The sequence below is a fragment of the Myxococcus sp. CA051A genome (assembly GCF_013336705.1).
Classification (GTDB): domain Bacteria; phylum Myxococcota; class Myxococcia; order Myxococcales; family Myxococcaceae; genus Myxococcus; species Myxococcus llanfairpwllgwyngyllgogerychwyrndrobwllllantysiliogogogochensis.
On the sequence record NZ_JABUMS010000008.1, the window covers coordinates 12203 to 32005 of the forward strand.

Here is a 19803-nt window from a genome sequence, read left to right on the forward strand (position 1 = left end):
GGAGCCCGGATGTACCGGACGGGCGACCGCGTCCGCTGGGGCGCCGACGGACGGCTGGAGTACCTGGGCCGCGCCGACTTCCAGGTGAAGGTGCGTGGCTACCGCATCGAACTGGGAGAGATTGAATCCGCGCTGCGGACGCATGCCTCTGTCGGCGACGCGGTGGTGGTGGTGCGCGAGGACGGCCCCTCGGGCGCACGGCTCGTGGCCTATGTCGCGCCGCATGCCGGCGCTTCCCTTCCCGACATCGGCGTGCTGCGGACGCACCTGGGTGAGCGCCTCCCCTCGTACATGGTGCCCTCGGCCATCGTCGCGCTGGAGGCGCTGCCCTTGTCCTCCAACGGCAAGGTCGACCGCGCAGCGCTGCCTTCGCCGGACGCCGTGAGCACCGACTCCTACGTCGCGCCTCGCAACGAGATGGAGGAGGCCCTCGCCACGGTGTGGGCCCAGGTGTTGCGCGTCCCGCGTGTCGGCATCCACGACAACTTCTTCCAGTTGGGCGGCGACTCCATCATCAGCCTCCAGCTCGTCGCGCGCGCCCGTCGTGCCGGTCTGCACTTCGCGCCCCGGCAGCTCTTCCAGTCGCAGACCATCGCCACCCTGGCCCCCGAGGTCTCCCGGCTCCAGGCCACCACCGCTGAGCAAACGCCCGTCGTCGGCCCGGTGCTCCTCACGCCCATCCAGCGCGCGTTCCTCGAGGGCACGAATCCCGAGCCGCACCACTACAACCAGGCGCTGATGCTGCGGCTGCGCGAGCCGGTGGAGCCCTCCGTCCTCGAAGCCGCCCTGCGCAAGCTGGTGGAGCACCACGACGCCCTGCGCATCCGCTTCGTCCAGGTGGACGGCCGGTGGAGCCAGCACGGCACGGGCCTGGAGCACACCCCGTCGCTGCGCCGGGAGGACGTGTCCTCGCTATCCACGGGTGAGCGGACCGCGCGGGTGGAAGCCATCGCCACCGAGGCGCAGAGGTCCTTCGACCTGGGCTCGGCGCCGCTCTTGCGCGCCGTCCACTTCGACTTCGGCCCGGGGGAGTCCGCGCGACTGCTGCTCGTGGCCCACCACCTCGTCGTCGACGCAGTCTCCTGGCGAATCCTCGTCGAAGACCTGGAGACACTCTGCCGTCAGGCCCTGCGTGGCGAGGCGCCCTCGCTCCCGGCAAAGACGACGTCCTTCAAGACGTGGTCCGAGCGCCTGCACACGCATGCCCGGTCCGAGGCGCTCGACGCCGAGCGCGCCTACTGGCTGGACGAGGCCCGCGCGCGCGTCCTCCCGCTGCCCCGAGACAGGGCGGAGGGGCTGAACACCGTCGCCTCCTCGCACACCGTCTCCACGAGTCTCGACGCCGGAGACACGGGCCTGCTGCTGCGTGAGGTGCCCGCGGCATACCGCGCGCGGCTCCAGGACGTGCTGCTGGCCGCGCTGGGCCGTGCCCTGGCCGTGCGCACGGGCCAGTCGCGCTTCCTCGTCGAAGCCGAAGGCCACGGCCGCGAGGACCTCTTCACCGACGTGGACCTGTCACGCACCGTGGGCTGGTTCACCTCTCTCTACCCGGTCCTTCTCCAGGTGGGCGCCGGGGACAGTCCCGGTGACACCGTGCGCTCCACTCGGGACGCGCTGCGCACCCTGTCCGCCAACGGCCTGGGACACGGCCTGCTGCGCCACCTGCGCGAGGACGACACCCATGCGCGGCTGCGCGACCTGCCCGTCCCCGAGGTGTCTCTCAACTATCTGGGCCAGGTGGACTCCACCTCCAGCGACGCCTCGCTGTTCACGTTCGCGCCAGAGGCCCAGGGTCCATCCATCAGCCCGCGTGCGCCGCGCGCGCACCTGCTCGACGTGTCAGCCGTCGTCCAGGGGGGACAACTCCACCTCTCCCTCACGTACAGCCGCGACCTCCACGACGAGGCCACCGCGCTCGCGCTCGTGGAGTCCTTCAAGGATGCGCTGCGCCTGCTCGTCTCCGGCCGCGCCACGTCCGATGCCCTGCGCTACACCCCGGCCGACTTCCCGCTGGCGCGGCTGACGCAGGCGACGCAGGACAGGGTACTCCCACCGGGCTTGCCCGTGGAGGACGTCTACCCGCTGTCCGCTCTCCAGCAGGGCATGCTGTTCCAGTCGCTGATGGCGCCGGGCTCGGGCGTGTACGTCACGCAGTTCGGTTGGACGTTCGGCGCGCGCATCGACCTGGGGCTCTTCCGCCGCGCATGGGAGACGGTGGTGGAGCGCCATGCGCCCCTGCGCACCGCGTTCGTCTGGGAAGGGCTGGATGAACCGCTTCAGGTGGTGAGCCCGCGCGTCGCGCTGCCCTGGGAGGAGCTGGACTGGCGCGGCCTGACTCCGGACGAGCAGAAGGCCCGCTTCGATGCCCTCATGGCCTCGGACCGCGTCCGGGGCTTCGACCTGCGCCAGTCGCCCCTGATGCGCCTGACGGTGGTGAAGCTGGATGATGGGTTGCACCGCGTCCTCTGGTCCTCGCATCACCTGCTGATGGACGGCTGGAGCCTCGGCCTCGTCTTCAAGGAACTGTTCGCCTCCTACAACGCCGCCTCCAAGGGCCAGCGTCCCGCGCTGGGGGCCGCTCCCGCGTACCGGGACTTCATCTCCTGGCTACGAGAGGACCCCACCGCGCACAGCGAGGCCCACTGGCGCGAAGCCCTCCAGGGCTTCACCGCGCCGACGCCACTCCCCGGCGCCAGGCTCCCCGACACCAAGGACGCACCGTACGCGCAGGGCGAGCGAGGGCTCCTCTTGAGCGCCGAGACGACCCAGGCGCTGCACGCGTACGCACGCCAGCACCAGCTCACGGCCAACACCGTGCTGCAGGGCGCCTGGGCGCTGGTGCTCGCCCGCTACTCCGGTGAGCGCGATGTCATCTTCGGCACCACCGTCTCCGGCCGCGCCGCCGACGTGCCGGGCATCGAGCACATGGTGGGCCTGTTCATCAACACGCTGCCCTTGCGCAGCCGGCTGGAGCCCGACATGCCGGTGGTGGCGTGGCTCGCTTCGCAACACGCCCAGATGCAGGCGCTGAACCAGCACGAGCACGCCTCACTGGCGCGAATCCAGGCATGGAGCGACGTGCCTCGCGGCCAGCCGCTGTTCCAGAGCCTGTACGTCTTCGAGAACTACCCCGTCGACGACGCCGTCTACTCCGGCGGCAGCGACTTCCAGGTCCGCGACCTCGCCAGCGCCGAACAGTCCGACGTGCCCTTCGTGGCCATCGTCCTGCCCGGCCCTCGGCTGGAGCTGCGCCTCGTCTACGACACGCAGCGCTTCGAGACGCCGGCGCTGGAGCGGGTGCTGCGCCACTGGGCCACGGCCCTGGAGTCCATGCTTGCCCGGCCCCAGGCCCTGCTGTCCTCGCTCTCCCTGGTGACACAGGAGGAGCGCGAGCGAGTGCTGGTGGAGTGGAACCGGACACAGCGCGACTACCCGCGCGAAGCGGGAGTGCATCAGCTTTTCGCCGAGCAGGCGGCGCGCACACCGGACGCCATCGCCGTCGAGTCCACGACGGGCATGCTCACCTACCGGGAGCTCGACGAGCGCTCCAACCAGCTCGCGCACCATCTGCGCACCCTGGGCGTCACGCCGGGGACTCGCGTGGCCCTGTGCCTGGAGCGGAGCCTGGAGCTGCCCGTGGGCCTGCTGGGCATCCTCAAGGCGGGCGCGGCCTTCGTTCCGCTCGACCCCGCCTATCCGGCGGAGCGGCTGTCCGCCATGCTCGCGAGCACGGGTGCGTCCGTCCTCGTGACCCAGGAGCGGCTCGCCGATGAGCTGCCCGCCTACGTCCCGCTCCTCGTCTGCCTCGACTCCGACTGGGAGCAGGTGGCCCTCCAGCCTGTGTCGGCGCTCGACACTCGCGCTGACGCGGACAGCCTCGCGTACGTCATGTTCACCTCGGGCTCCACGGGGCAGCCCAAGGGCGTCGCCATCCCCCACCGAGGCATCACCCGACTGGTGATGAGCGGCGAGTTCATCCACTTTGGCCCCCAGGAGGTCTTCCTCCAGCTCGCGCCCATCTCCTTCGACGCCTCCACGTTGGAAGTCTGGGGCGCGCTGCTCCATGGCGCGCGCCTGGTCCTCTTCCCGCCTCACACGCCCACGCTGGAAGAGCTGGGCGCGGTGCTGGTGCGCCACCGCGTCACCACCCTGTGGTTGACGGCGGCCCTCTTCGAGCAGATGGCCATCCATCAACCCGAGGCCCTGGCCTCCGTGCGACAGGTGCTGGCGGGAGGCGATGTGCTGCCCGTGCGGCGCGTGCGCGAACACCTGTCGCGGATGGCTCCCGACGCGGTGCTCGTCAACGGCTACGGCCCCACGGAGAACACGACGTTCACCGCGTGCCACCGGATGGAGGCAGGCGACGTCATCGGCGCTTCCGTGCCCATTGGCCGCCCCATCTCCAACACCCGCGTCTACGTGTTGGATGAGCGGTTCGAGCCGGTGCTCCCTGGTGCGCCGGGCGAGCTGTTCACGGGAGGAGACGGACTGGCCTGGGGCTACCTGGGCCGTCCGGACCTCACGGCCGAGCGCTTCGTGCCCCATCCGTTCAATGCGGGCGAGCGCCTCTACCGCACGGGCGACAAGGTGCGCTGGAGCGACGACGGCACGCTGGAGTTCCTCGGCCGCACGGACTTCCAGGTCAAGGTGCGCGGCTTCCGAATCGAGCCGGGCGAGGTGGAGAGCGTCCTGCGGCTGCACGCCAGCGTGAGCGAGGCCGTCGTCGTGGTGCGCGAGGATGCGCCCGGCGACAAGCGACTGGTGGCCTATGTCGTGGCGCCCGACGCCGACATGGCGGGGCTGAAGGACTTCCTGCGCCAGAAGCTGCCCGAGTACATGGTGCCCTCGGCCCTGGTGTGCCTGGAGTCCCTGCCGCTGACTCCGAACGGCAAGGTGGACCGCAATGCCCTGCCGGCACCGGAGCTGGAGGGCTCGGGCGCTGACGCCTTCATGGTGCCTGTCGGTGCCACCGAAGTGGCGCTGGCCAGCATCTTCTCCGACGTGCTGGGCGTCCCGCGCGTGGGGAGGAATGACGACTTCTTCGAGCTGGGCGGACACTCGCTCCTCGCCACCCAGGTCGTCTCGCGCATCCGGGCGACGTTCGACCTGGAGCTGGCCCTGCGTGAGCTGTTCGAGTCCCCGACGCTCTCCGCGCTGGCCGGGCAGGTGGACGCCCTGCGCCTGGAACGGCGAGGCCTGGGCCTGCCCCCGCTCGTGCCCGTGCCGCGCACGGACGCGCTGCCGCTGTCCTTCGCTCAGCAGCGCCTGTGGTTCATCGACCAGTTGGAGCCGGCCAGCGCCCTGTACAACATGCCCTCCGCGCTCCGGCTGGTGGGCGACCTGGACGTGGCCGCGCTGGAGCACTCCATCTCCGACGTGGTGGAGCGCCACGAGGCGCTGCGCACCACCTTCGCCTCGCGCGAAGGGGAGCCCGTGCAGCACATCCATCCGGCCGCGCCCGTGACGCTGCCGGTGGTGGACCTGAGCACCCTGCCCTCGGCCGAGCGCGAGGCCGAGGTGCTCCGCCTCGCCCGCGAAGAGGCCCTGACCCCCTTCGACCTCGCCACGGGTCCGCTCTTCCGAGTCACACTGCTGCGAGTGGAAGCGCGGGAGCATGTGCTGCTCTCGACGATGCACCACATCGTCTCCGACGGCTGGTCCACGGGCGTGCTGGTGCGAGAGCTGGGCGCCCTCTATGCGGCGCACCTGTCAGGGACACAGGCGGAGCTGCCTCCGCTGCCCGTGCAGTACGCCGACTTCGCGGCCTGGCAGCGGGGCTGGCTGCGCGACGACGCGCTCCGCACGCGCCTGGGCTACTGGAAGCGACAGCTCGAAGGCGCTCCGGCGCTGCTGGAGCTGTCCACCGACAGACCCCGTCCGGCCGTCCAGACGCGCAACGCCGCTCAGCGCGCCGTCGTGCTGTCCACGGACCTCTCCGACGCCATCAAGACCCTGTCGCAGCAGCACGGCGCCACGCCCTTCATGACGTTGCTGGCCGCGTTCCAGGTGCTCCTCGCGCGCTACTCCGGCCAGGACGACATCGTCGTCGGCTCGCCCATCGCCGGGCGCAACCGGGGGGAGACCGAGGGCCTCATCGGCTTCTTCGTCAACACGCTGGCGCTGCGCGCGCGGCTGGAGCCACACGCCTCCTTCGCCTCGCTGCTGAAGCAGGTGAAGCGCACCACGCTGGAGGCCTTCGACCACCAGGACGTGCCCTTCGAGAAGCTCGTCGAGGAGCTGCACCCCGAGCGCAGCCTCAGCTACTCGCCGCTGTTCCAGGTCATGTTCTCCGTGCTGAACACCCCCATGGGCGCGCTGGAGCTGCCCGGGTTGCGGCTGGAGGGACTGGGGGACCACGAGATGCCCCTCAAGTTCGACCTGAACCTCACCCTGACGGAGACGCCAGCGGGCTTCGTGGGCACGCTCGACTACAACGTCGACCTGTTCGACAACGCCACCATGGCGCGGATGGTGGAGCACCTGCTCACCCTGCTCCGCGCGGCCGTGGCGGACCCCGAGCAGTCACTCTCCGCCCTGCCGCTGATGGACGAGGCCGAGCTGCGACGCGTCCTCGGAGAGTGGAACGACACCCAGACCTATGTCCTGGACGCGGACCTGCGGCCGGTCCCCACGGGCGTGCCCGGCGAGCTGTATCTGGGCGACGAGGGTCTGGCGCGCGGCGCCCCGCACCAGCCCCACCTCATCGCCGAGCGGTTCATCCCAAACCCGTTCAGCACCGAGCCCGGTGCCCGCATCTACCGCACCGGCGACAGGGCGCGCTGGCTCGCGAACGGAACCCTCGAGCACCTGGGCCGCTTCGACTTCCAGGTGAAGCTGCGCGGCTTGCGCATCGAGCCAGGTGAAGTCGAAGCCGCGCTCCTGCGACAGCCGGGCGTCCAGGAGGCCGTCGTGCTGGTGCGCGACGACCTGCTGGTCGCCTACGTGGTGCCACGAGCAGAGAGCACGCTGGAGGCCACGGAGCTCCGGCGAGGACTGCTGACCGGACTGCCTGAGCACCTGGTACCCGCGGCCTTCGTGGTGCTGGATGCGCTGCCCCTCACCGCGAACGGCAAGCTGGACCACGAGGCGCTGCCCGCACCGGACATGCAGGCCGACGCGGATGCCGCGTGGATCGCCCCGCGCACGCCCACGGAACAGACGCTGGCGGAGCTGATGGCCGCCATCCTCCGCGTCGAGCAGGTGGGAGCGCAGGACAGCTTCTTCACCCTGGGAGGCCACTCGCTGCTCGCCACCCAGCTCGCCTCTCGCATCCGGGCCGCGTTCCGGGTGGACCTCCCCCTGCGCGCCCTCTTCGAGGACCCCACCGTGGCGGGCCTCGCCGCGCGCATCGACGCCAGCCGAGGGGAGACGACTCCGGAGGTGCCGCCCCTGGTGCCCGTGCCTCGCACGGAGGCGTTGCCGCTCTCCTTCTCCCAGCAGCGCCTGTGGTTCATCGACCAGCTATCCCCGGGCACGCCGCTCTTCAACCTGCCCACGGCGCTTCGCGTGGAGGGCGCACTGGAGGTCGGAGCGCTGGAGCACGCCTTCAACGCCCTGGTGAACCGCCACGAGGTGCTGCGCACGACCTTCGCCATGCGTGACGGTGCGCCGGTGCAGCGCATCCGTCCCGCCTCCCGCTTCAGCATGCCCGTGGTGGACCTGAGCGCGCTGTCCGAAGAGGAGCGACAGTCGCGGACGCAAGCCCTCATCGCGGCGGACGCCCTCGCTTCGTTCGACCTCTCCACGGGGCCGCTCCTTCGCGCCTCGTTGCTGAAGCATGGCGCACAGGCCCATGTGCTCCTGGTGACGATGCACCACATCGTCTCCGACGCGTGGTCCACGGGCGTCCTCGTGCGCGAGCTGGCCACGCTGTACGTGGCTCGGACCACGGGCACTCCGGCCGCGCTGCCTCCGCTGCCCGTGCAGTACGCCGACTACGCGGCATGGCAGCGCACCTGGCTGCGCGGCGACATGCTCCAGCGTCAGCTCGACTTCTGGAAGGAACACCTCTCGGGCACCTCGGGTGTCCTCGAGCTGCCCACGGACAGGCCTCGTCCGGCCGTCCAGTCCCACAAGGGCACCCTGCTCCCTGTCGCGCTGACAGGCGAGCTGAGCGCCTCCGTGCGAGCACTGGCCCAGCGTGAGGGCGCCACGCCCTTCATGGTGCTGCTCGCGGCCTGGCAGCTCGTGCTCGCCCGCTACGCCGGGCAGGACGACGTCTCCGTGGGCTTCCCCATCGCCAACCGCCAGCAAGGGGAGACGGAGGGCCTCATCGGCTTCTTCGTCAACACGCTCGTCCTGCGCTCGCGCATCGACGCGCTCGGCTCCTTCCTCCAGCTCCTCGCCCACGTGCGCGGTGCCACGCTGGCTGCGTACCAGCACCAGGACCTCCCCTTCGAGAAGCTCGTCGAGGAGCTCCAGCCTCAGCGCGACCTCGCTCGCAGCCCGCTCTTCCAGGCCACCCTCACCCTCCAGAACACCCCCGTCGAGGCCATCCAGCTCCCGGGGCTCTCCTTCGCTCCGCTCACCGCGAACATCACCACGTCGCAGTACGAGGTCAGCCTCCTGCTGGAGGAGGGGACGCAGGGCTTCTCCGGCGCCCTCAACTACAACACCGACCTCTTCGATGCGGACACGGTGAAGCGGCTGATGCGCCACTACGCTGTGCTGCTGGAGGCCGTCACCGCCGCGCCGGAGCGCCCGCTGGGCCTCGTGTCGCTGCTGTCCTCCGAGGAGCGGCATCAGGTCCTGGCGCTGTGGAACGCCGCCGCCGCGGAGTACCCGCGTGACGCGGCCATCCATCAACTCTTCGCCCGACAGGCCGCGCTCACTCCGGACGCCGTCGCCGTCGAGTCCAAGGACGCGAGCATCACGTACGCGCAGCTCGACGCGCGCGCGAACCGGCTCGCCCATCATCTCCGCGGACTGGGCGTTCAGCCCGGCAGCCGCGTCGCCGTGCACCTGAAGCGCTCCGTGGACCTGGTGGTCGCGCTGCTCGGCACCCTCAAGGCGGGAGCCGCGTACGTCCCACTGGATGCCACCTGGCCGACCGAGCGCATGGCGTGGGTCCTGCGCCAGTCTTCCTCCGCCGTCCTGTTGACGGAGTCGTCGGTGGCGGACGAGCTGCCGGAGCTGGGCGTCGTGCTCGTCGTCATGGACGAAGAGGCCGCGCATATCGCCCGCCAGCCAGACTCGGCCCCAGAGGTGCCCGCGAGCGCGGACGCCCTGGCCTACGTCATGTTCACCTCGGGGAGTACCGGCGAGCCCAAGGGCGTCTGCGTGCCGCACCGGGGCGTCGTCCGACTCGTGCAGCCTCACGGTGCCATCCGCTTCGGGCCCAACGAGGTCTGGCTCCAGGCGGCCCCCGTCGCCTTCGATGCCTCCACGCTCGAACTCTGGGGCGCGGTGCTTCACGGCGCCCGGCTCGTCCTCGCGCCTCCTGGAGCGCTGTCTCTTGAGGAGCTGGGAGCGCTGCTCGCGCGTCACCGCATCTCCTCGCTCTGGCTCACCGCTGCCCTCTACGAGCAGATGGTGACGTATCAGCCCCAGGCGCTGACCGGCGTCTCCCAGGTGCTCGCGGGTGGAGACGTGCTGCCCGCGCGGCGCGTGCGCGAACACCTCGCGCTGCTGCCTCCGAGCGGCGTCCTCATCAACGGCTACGGCCCCACCGAGAACACCACATTCTCCGCCACACATGCCCTGCGCGCGGGTGATGCGGTGGGCGACTCGGTCCCCATCGGCGGGCCGGTGCCTCACTCCTCCACCTTCGTGTTGGACGGCTCATTCCAGCCGGTGCCTCCCGGAGTGACGGGCGAGCTGTACGTCGGAGGCGACGGCCTCGCCTGGGGCTACCTCGGGCGGCCGGACCTCACCGCGGAGCGCTTCGTGCCCCATCCCTTCGGGGCTCCTGGCACGCGGCTCTACCGCACGGGTGACAAGGCCCGGTGGCGGATGGATGGAACCTTGGAGTTCCAGGGCCGCGCCGACTTCCAGGTCAAGGTGCGTGGCTTCCGCATCGAGCCCGGTGAAGTGGAGAGCGCCCTGCGCCAGCATCCGGGCGTCGGTGAGACCATCGTCGTCGTGCGCGAGGACGCCCCGGGCGACAAGCGACTCGTCGCCTACGTGGTGCCCTCGGAGCATGGACTGGACACTGGCGCTGTGCGCGGCTTCCTCGAGGAGCGGCTCCCCGCGTACATGGTGCCGTCGGCCATCGTCACGCTGACGGAGCTGCCGCTGACAGCGAACGGCAAGGTCGACCGCAAGGCCCTCCCTCCGCCCGGAGTCAGCACTCAGCCTCAAGAGGCGCCCGAGATGCCACGCACCGCCACGGAGGAGGTGCTCGCGGGCATCTACGCCGAGGTGCTCGGTGTCTCGCGAGTGGGCCCGGAGGACGACTTCTTCGAGCTGGGAGGCCACTCCCTTCTCGCCACGCAGGTCGTCTCCCGCATCCGCTCCGCCTTCAACGTCGAGCTCCCGCTGCGGGAGCTCTTCGAAGCCCCCACCGTCGCCGGACTGGCCCGGTACCTGGATGCCTCGCGACAGAAGCAGCAGGGGCTGGAGGTTCCGGCGCTGACGCCCGTACCGCGCACAGGCGCCCTGCCGCTGTCCTTCGCGCAGCAGCGACTGTGGTTCATCGACCAGCTCGATCCCGGCAGCGCCCTCTACAACATCCTCACGGCGCTTCGCCTCGAGGGGACACTCGACATCGCCGCCTTGGAGCGAGCGGTCTCCGACGTCGTCTCACGCCACGAGGCGCTCCGCACCACGTTCACCTCCATCGACGGGCAACCGTCCCAGGTCATCCACCCCGCGGCGCCCGTCTCCATCGCGCTCATCGACCTGCGGCACCTGGAGGATGACCACCGTCAGGCCGAGGCCCGACGACTGACGGTGGAGGAAGGAGAGCGTCCCTTCGACCTCACCTCCGGACCGTTGTTCCGCCTCTGCCTCGTCAAGCTGGCGGAGCGCGAGCACCTGCTCCTCGCCAACATCCACCACATCGTCTCCGACGGTTGGTCTTCCGGCGTGCTGGTGCGCGAGCTGGGCACGCTCTACGCGGCGCACCTCTCCGGCGAGCCGGCCGTGCTTCCTCCGCTGTCCGTGCAATACGCCGACTTCGCGGCGTGGCAGCGCGGCTGGCTGCGTGACGAGGCGCTGCGGACGCGGCTGGCCTACTGGAAGCAGCAACTCCAAGGAGCCCCCGCGCTGCTGGAGCTGCCCACCGACAGGCCCCGCGCCGCCCACGCGTCGCGCGAGGCCGTCATCCTCCCCATCGCGCTGGGTGCCGAGCTGTCCGACGCCATCAAGGCGCTCTCACAGCGCCAGGGCGCCACGCCCTTCATGACGCTGCTGGCCGCCTTCCAGCTCCTGCTCTCCCGCTACTCGGGCCAGGACGACATCTCCGTCGGCTCCCCCATCGCCGGCCGCAACCGCGAGGAGACCGAGGGCCTCATCGGCTTCTTCGTCAACACGCTGGTGCTCCGTGCGCGCATCGACCCACGAGCCTCGTTCCACGCGCTGTTGGAGCGCGTCCGCGCCACCACCCTGGGGGCCTTCGAGCACCAGGACGTGCCCTTCGAGAAGCTCGTCGAAGAGCTGCAGCCCGAGCGGGTCCTCGATGTCCCCCCGCTCTTCCAGGTCATGTTCTCCCTGCTGAACACGCCCATGGGAGGCCTGGAGCTGCCCGGCCTGCGAGTGCATTCCGTCGACCAGGGTGACGCGCTCGCCAAGTTCGACCTCAACCTCACCTTCGTCGAAGCACCTTCTGGATACGAAGGCGCCCTCCAGGTCGCCACCGCGCTCTTCGATGCCTCCACGGCCGCGCGCATGGTGACGCACTTCCTCACGCTGCTCCGCGCCGCTGTGGACCAGCCTGATGCCCCCGTCGCGTCCCTTCCGCTCATGGACGAGGCCGAGCAGCACCGCGTCCTGGTGGAGTGGAACGACACGCATGCGGACTTCCCCGCGCACACCACCGTCCACGCCCTCTTCGAGGAAACCGTCGCTCGCACTCCCGACGCGCTCGCCGTGTCCATGGGCGACGCTCAGCTCACCTTCCGTGAGCTGGACGCACGCGCCAATCAGCTCGCCCACGCGCTGCGCGACCTGGGTGTGGGGCAAGGCTCACGAGTGGGCCTGTACTTCCGCCGCTCGCCGGAGATGGTCGTCGCCCTCTGGGCAACCCTCAAGGCCGGTGCCGCCTACCTGCCTCTCGACCCGGCCCTGCCCGACTCTCGCATCGCCTTCCTCCTGCAAGACACCGACGTCGCCGTTGTCCTCACCCAGGCCGCGCTCACGGACGCACTGCTCACGAACACAGTCTCCGTCCTCCGAGTCGACAAGGACTGGGACGTCACGGCGGGCAAGCAGCCCACGACTGCTCCGGCCCCCCTGGCCACCGCCGACGACCTCGCCTACCTCATCTACACCTCTGGCAGCACCGGCCTCCCCAAGGGCGTCATGGTGGAACACCGGGGCGTCGTGAACTACCTCACCTGGGCCCTGCACGCGTACCGCATCGCCGAGGGCTCGGGCTCACCGGTCCACTCGCCGCTCTCCTTCGACCTGACCGTCACCAGCCTCATCGCTCCGCTCATCGCAGGGAGACCCGTGGTGCTCGTGCCCGAGGAGGCAGGCGTGGAGGGGCTGGGTGAAGCCCTGCGCGAGGGCAGCGACTTCAGCCTCGTGAAGCTGACGCCGACGCACCTGCAACTGCTCTCCTACCAGCTCACGCAGGGTGAGGCGGCCGGTCGCACCCGAGCCTTTGTCATCGGCGGCGAGGCCCTGACCGCCGAAGGCGTGGCCTTCTGGCGCAAGCACGCTCCGGACACCCTGCTCATCAACGAGTACGGCCCCACCGAGACGGTGGTCGGTTGCAGCGTCCACACCGTGGCCCCTGGAGACGCGACGAGCGGTTCCATCTCCATCGGCCGCCCCATCGCCAATACCCGCCTGTACGTCCTGGATGCCCACCTGCGCCCGGTGCCGGTAGGCGTCGTGGGTGAGCTGTTCATCGGCGGCTCGGGCGTGGCGCGCGGCTACTGGCGGCGTCCCGCGCTGACCGCGGAGCGCTTCATCCCCGATGCCTTCAGCGCGCTGCCTGGAGCCCGGATGTACCGGACGGGCGACCGCGTCCGCTGGGGCGCCGACGGACGGCTGGAGTACCTGGGCCGCGCCGACTTCCAGGTGAAGGTGCGTGGCTACCGCATCGAACTGGGAGAGATTGAATCCGCGCTGCGGACGCATGCCTCCGTCGGCGACGCGGTGGTGGTGGTGCGCGAGGAGGGCCCTTTGGGCGCACGGCTCGTGGCCTACGTCGCGCCGCATTCAGGCGCCCCCCTCCCCGACGCCAACGCCCTGCGGGGACATCTGGGTGAACGCCTCCCGGCGTACATGGTGCCCTCGGCCATCGTCTCGCTGGAGGCACTGCCCCTGTCCTCCAACGGCAAGGTCGACCGCGCCGCGCTGCCTTCGCCGGACGCCGTGAGCACCGACTCCCACGTCGCGCCTCTCAACGCCACCGAGCGCACGCTGGCAACCCTCATGGCGGAGTTGCTGCGCATCGAGCACGTCGGCGCCGAGGACTCCTTCTTCGCGCTCGGCGGACACTCCATCCTCGCCACCCAGCTCGCCTCGCGCATCCGCACGGTCTTCCAGGTCGAGCTGCCCCTCCGAGCCCTCTTCGAGGCGCCCACCGTCTCGTCCCTCGCCGCACGCATCGACGCGAACGCTCGCGGGGGCACCTCTGCGTTGCCTCCCCTGATTCCCGTATCCCGCACCCAGGCACTGCCGCTGTCCTTCGCGCAGCAGCGCCTGTGGTTCATCGACCAGCTCGAGCCCGGCAGCGCGCTCTACAACATGCCCGCGGCGCTGCGCCTGGAAGGGGCGCTGGACGCGGACGCGCTCGAGGCCAGCTTCGACGCCCTGGTGCGACGCCATGAAGCCCTCCGCACCACCTTCCCGTCTCATGACGGTGAGCCCGTGCAGGTCATCCACCCGGCCGCGGCCTTCTCACTTCCGCTCGTGGACCTGAGCCGCGTGCACGGGGACGAGCGCGCTGCTCGGGCTCAGCGGCTCATCAACGAGGAGGCGCTCAAGCCCTTCCACCTGGCCACCGGCCCGCTGCTGCGCGCTTCGCTGCTCCGGATGGACGCGAAGGAGCACGTGCTGCTGGTGACGATGCATCACATCGTCTCCGACGGCTGGTCCATGGAAGTGCTGGTGCGCGAGCTGGTCACTCTCTACGCCGCCATCGCCACGAACACGTCGCCAGACCTCGCGCCATTGCCTGTGCAGTACGCCGACTTCTCCGCATGGCAGCGCGCGTGGCTGCGCGGTGAGGTGCTCCAGCGACAGCTCGACTACTGGAAGCACCAGCTCGCGGATGCGCCCGCCGTGCTGGAGCTGCCCACCGACAGGCCCCGCCCGGCGGTCCAGTCCTCCCAGGGTGGAGCGGTGCCATTCCACCTGCCCGAGGAGCTGACCCAGTCCCTGGAGTCCTTCACCCAAGCCGAAGGGGCGACGCTCTTCATGGGCGTGCTGGCCGCCTTCCAGCTCCTGCTCTCGCGTTACTCCGGGCAGGACGACATCTCCGTGGGCTCGCCCATCGCGGGACGCAACCGAGCGGAGACCGAGGGCCTCATCGGCTTCTTCGTCAACACCCTCGTCCTGCGCTCTCGCATCGCCCCACGCTCCACCTTCCGCGAGCTGCTCTCCCAGGTCCGTGCATCCACGCTCGCCGCCTACGAGCACCAGGACGTCCCCTTCGAGAAGCTCGTCGAGGAACTCCATCCCCGGCGCAGCCTGAGCCACTCGCCGCTCTTCCAGGTGATGCTCGCGCTCCAGAGCACGCCTCGACAGGCGCCGTCGCTCCGCTCCGAACAGAGCGGGCTGGAAGCACTGAAGCTCACGCCGATGGGCGTGGAGGGGCTGGAGGCGAAGTTCGACCTCTCGCTCTCGCTCGCCCGGACATCCCAGGGACTCGGAGGAGCGCTCGACTTCCGCGTGGAGCTGTTCGACGAGCGGACCGTCGCGCGCATGGCGGGGCACCTCATCACCCTGCTGAAGGCCGCGGTCACCACGCCCGATGCGGACCTGGGTTCGCTGTCCCTCCTCTCCGATGCGGAGCGGGAGCAGCTCCTCGTGACGTGGAACGACACGCACCGCGAGCTGCCGTGGGGAGGGGCGCTGCACGAGCGAATCGAAGCTCAAGTCGCTCGCACACCCGATGCGCTGGCGGTCCTCGACGACACGACGTCGCTCACCTTCGACCAGCTCGACCGTCGGGCCAACAGGCTCGCCCACTGGCTGCGTGCTCACGGCGTCAGGCCCGAGTCCCGCGTCGCCATCTGCATGGAGCGCGGCGTCGACATGATTGTCGCCGTCCTCGGCGTCCTCAAGGCGGGCGGCGCGTACGTCCCCCTGGACCCCTCCCATCCTCGCGAGCGGCTCGCCTTCGTGCGCCGCGACTCCGGCGTCACGCTCGTCCTCATGCAGCAGCTCCTGGCCGAGCGACTGGAGACGCCGTCCGTCAAGGTCCTCCGCATGGATGACCCGGACGTGGCCCAGATGCTCGCCAGTGAAGCGGACACCGCGCTACCCCGTGTCTCCGCGCCCCAGCACCTTGCCTACGTCATCTACACGTCGGGCAGCACCGGGCATCCGAAGGGCGTCATGATTCAGCACGCCTCCGTGATGAATCTGCATGCGGCCCTCGCGTCCACGGCGCTCGCCGGCCTGCAAGGCCCGCTGCGAGTCAGCCTCAACGCGCCGCTGGCCTTCGATGCGTCTGTCCAGCAGCTCATCCAGCTCTCCGATGGCCACACCCTGTGCGTGGTGCCCCAGGCCGTTCGCCAGGACGCGCCCCGACTGGTGAACTGGGTGGAGCAACACCACGTCGACGTGCTCGACTGCGCGCCGTCCCACCTGCGTCTGCTGCTCGATGAGGGGCTGGCCTCCAATCGAGCCCTGCGAGTCCTCGTCGGAGGCGAGGCGGTGGACGACGCCCTCTGGGAGCGGCTCGCCACCCATCCACGCATCACCGCCTTCAACGTCTACGGGCCCACCGAGTGCACGGTGGACTCGACGGCGCGTGCGGTACGCGGAGCGCCGCGTCCTTCGCTCGGCTCACCGCTGACGAATGTGCGGGCCTACGTCCTGGATTCCCACCTCCAGCCTGTCCCCGTGGGTGTCTCCGGAGAGCTGTTCCTGGCCGGAGATGGCCTCGCGCGTGGCTATCTCGCGCGCCCGTCCCTCACCGCGGAGCGCTTCGTCCCCAATCCGTTCAGCTCCGTCCCCGGCGCGCGCATGTACCGCACGGGAGACAAGGTGCGCTGGCTCCCTGATGGAGAGCTCGCGTTCCTCGGCCGCCTCGACTTCCAGGTGAAGCTGCGCGGCTTCCGCATCGAGCTGGGCGAAATCGAAGCCACCCTCGCCCGCCACCCCGACGTCCGTGAAGCCCTGGTCCTCCTCCGCGAGGATGTCCCAGGAGACCAGCGCCTCGTCGCCTACTACACCGCTCACTCACGCCCGCCCGAACCCGCGGCCCTCCGCGCCTACCTCACCAAGAGACTCCCGGCCTACGAGGTCCCCGGCGCGCTCATGGCCCTGGAGTCCTTCCCGCTGACGCCCAACGGAAAGGTGGACCGCAAGGCCCTGCCTTCTCCCGAAGCGGCACCCGGCGCCGACGCCTTCGTCGCTCCGCTCACGTCCACCGAGGTGCGCCTCGCCGCCCTCTGGGCCGACGTCCTCCGCCTCCCGGTTGTCGGCCGGCATGACCACTTCTTCGAGCGCGGCGGCCATTCGCTGTTGGCCACCCGGTTGATGTCGCGCATCCGCTCCGTCTTCGCCCTGGAGCTCCCCCTGCGCGCCCTCTTCGAGGCGCCCACCCTGGAGTTGCTCGCCCTCCGCGTCGAGCGCGCCACCGAGGCGTCCGCGCTCCCGCCGCTGCTCCCCGCACCGCGAGACGACGCACCGTTGCCTCTCTCCTTCGCGCAGCAGCGCCTCTGGTTCCTCGAGCAGCTCCAGCCCGGCACTCCCACGTACAACATGCCCACGGCCCTCCGCCTCGAGGGCGCGCTCGACGTCCCGTCCCTCCAGCGCGCCTTCTCGGAGCTGCTCCGCCGCCACGAAGCCCTCCGCACGTCCTTCGCCGAGGACAACGGCTCGCCCTTCCAGCACATCTCCCCCCCGGCTCCCTTCGCGCTCCTCGTGGAGGACCTCTCCTCCGTCGAGGAGCGTGAGGCCCTCGCTCGCGAGCGGGCGCATCAGGACGCCGTCCGCCCGTTCGACTTGAGTCGCGGCCCCCTGCTTCGCGCCTCCCTGTTGCGCCTCGCGCCCCAGCAGCACGTGCTTCTCCTCAACCTCCACCACGCCGTCACCGACGGCTGGTCCATGGGCCTGCTCGTCCGAGAAGTGGTCACCCTCTACGAGGCCTTCCGCCAGGGACTCCACTCCCCCCTTCCCGAGCTGCCGCTCCAGTACGCCGACTACGCCCTCTGGCAGCGCCAGTGGCTCAAGGACGATGTCCTCTCCCGGCAGGTGGCCTGGTGGAAGCACCAGCTCGCCGGAGCCCCCGCGCTCCTCGAACTGCCCACCGACTTCCCTCGCCCACCGCTCCAGTCCTTCCACGGTCGCACCGTCGACTTCCAGATTCCCGGGGTCCTCGCTCGCGCCGTGGAAGCCTTCTGCAAGCAGGAGGGCGCCACCCTCTTCATGGGCGTGCTGGCCACCTTCCAGCTCCTGCTCTCGCGCTACTCCGGGCAGGACGACATCTCCATCGGCTCCCCCATCGCCGGCCGCAGGGCTTCCGAGTTGGAGGGCCTCATCGGCTTCTTCGTCAACACCCTCGTCCTGCGTTCCCGCGTCGAGCCGCGCGCATCCTTCCGTCAGCTCCTCTCCCAGGTGCGAGCCTCCACGCTCGCCGCCTATGAACATCAGGACGTCCCCTTCGAGAAGCTCGTCGAGGAGTTCAAGCCCCAGCGCAGCCTCAGCTACTCGCCGCTCTTCCAGGTGATGTTCACCCTCCAGAACACCCCCACGGACACGCTGGAGGCCGGCGAAGGCACCGCGATGCTGAGCGTCCAGTCCGTCGCGCCCGACGTGCGTTCCACCCACTTCGACCTGACGCTGTCGCTCGCCGAAACGCCGGAGGGCTTCTCCGGCGCACTGACCTATCGGACCGACCTGTTCGAGGAGTCCACCATCACTCGCATGGCGGGACATTTCGCCACGCTGCTGGAAGCCGCCATCCACGCTCCCGAGACACACGTGGGCGAGCTTCCGCTGATGCCCGTCGCCGAGCGCGAGCAGATGCTGACTCGCTGGAACGACACCCATCGCGAGCGGCCCTGGGAGGGCGCCATCCACGGAGAGGCCATTGACGAGTCCTACTGGGAGAAGCTCTCCGCCCCCCGGCCCGTCGGTACCCCGCTGGCCAACGTGCAGGCCCACGTCCTCGATGCACGCATGCAGCCCGTTCCCCTGGGGGTTCCCGGCGAGCTCTTCCTCGCAGGCGCGGGCGTCAGCCGGGGCTCTCTCAACGGGCCTGGCCTCACCGCCGAGCGGTTCCTCCCAGACCCGTTCTCGTCCACGCCTGGCGCCCGCCTCTACCGCACGGGCGACAAGGTGCGCAGACGGGACAACGGCGAACTGGTCTACCTCGGCCGCTTCGACGACACGGTGGACCCGAAGGCCCAGCCCGCTCCGGACATGTCCTCCACGAGCAGCGAGTACGTCGCTCCGCGTAACCCTGGCGAGGAGACCATCGCGGCCCTCTGGCGCGAGCTCCTCGGCAGGCAGAAGGTGAGTGCCACCGACGACTTCTTCGCCCTCGGCGGCCACTCCCTGCTGGCCGTCCGCCTCATGTCGCTGCTTCGCGAGCGGCTGGGTGTCTCGCTGCCGGTGTCAGCCCTCTTCCAGGCCTCCACCGTGGAGCGCCTGGCTCGACGGGTGGAGCAGCGCGAGCAGGCTCCACGGCCCACTCCCAACCTCGTGCGCCTGGACACCGGCACGTCGACAGAGCGGCCCCTCTTCCTCGTCCACGGCGGCGGAGGCGCGGCGCTGGGCTACACCGAGCTCGTTCGTGAGCTCGGTACCCAGCGGCCCATCTACGGCCTGTCCGCGTCCGGCATGGAGGGCGGCGAGCTTCCCGAGTCCTCCGTGAAGGCGCTGGCGCGCGACTACCTCGCACAGCTCCGCACGGTGCAGCCTCGGGGGCCGTACCTCCTCGGCGGCTGGTCCTTCGGCGGCGTCGTGGCACACGAGATGGCGCGGTTGCTCGAGGCCACGGGAGAGAAGGTGGACCTGCTGGTGCTGCTCGACAGCCGCGCGCCTACGCGGCAGCCGATGCCCAAGCCCGACACGCTCACGCTGCTCGCCGGCTTCGGTCAGATGCTCGGCGTGTCCTGGGAAGACGCCTCACTGGAGGTGGGGCGGCTGGAGCGCCTGGGAGCGCGAGAGGTGCTGGCCCAGGTGCTGCCACGGCTGCGACTCGCCGCTCCGGCCTTGCACACGCTGGAACTCGACACGGCTGAGCGGCTCTTCAACGTCTACCAGCGACTCACCGAGGCCCAGCGTCGCCATGTGCCAGACGGTGTCTACACGGGTCGGACCGTGCTCTTCCGCGCCACCCGGTCTCCCGACGAGGCCCCGTTGCGCGAGGACCGCGGCTGGCGCGAGTGGCTCACCGGGGTGCTCTCGGTGCACGACGTCGCGGGCGACCACTTCACGATGTTGAGCGCGCCGCGAGTCTCCGAGTTGGTGGAGCAGCTCGCGCGAGACCTGGAGGACGCAGCCTCGTGATGT

1 pseudogene is annotated in these 19803 nt (G+C 70.3%); it reads left to right on the forward strand.

What is annotated here, in order from left to right:
• Positions 1 to 45: 45 nt before the first annotated feature.
• A pseudogene (locus HUA74_RS23030) lies at positions 46 to 19800 on the forward strand (non-ribosomal peptide synthase/polyketide synthase); the annotation flags it as partial.
• Between the last annotated feature and the right edge of the window lie 3 nt (positions 19801 to 19803).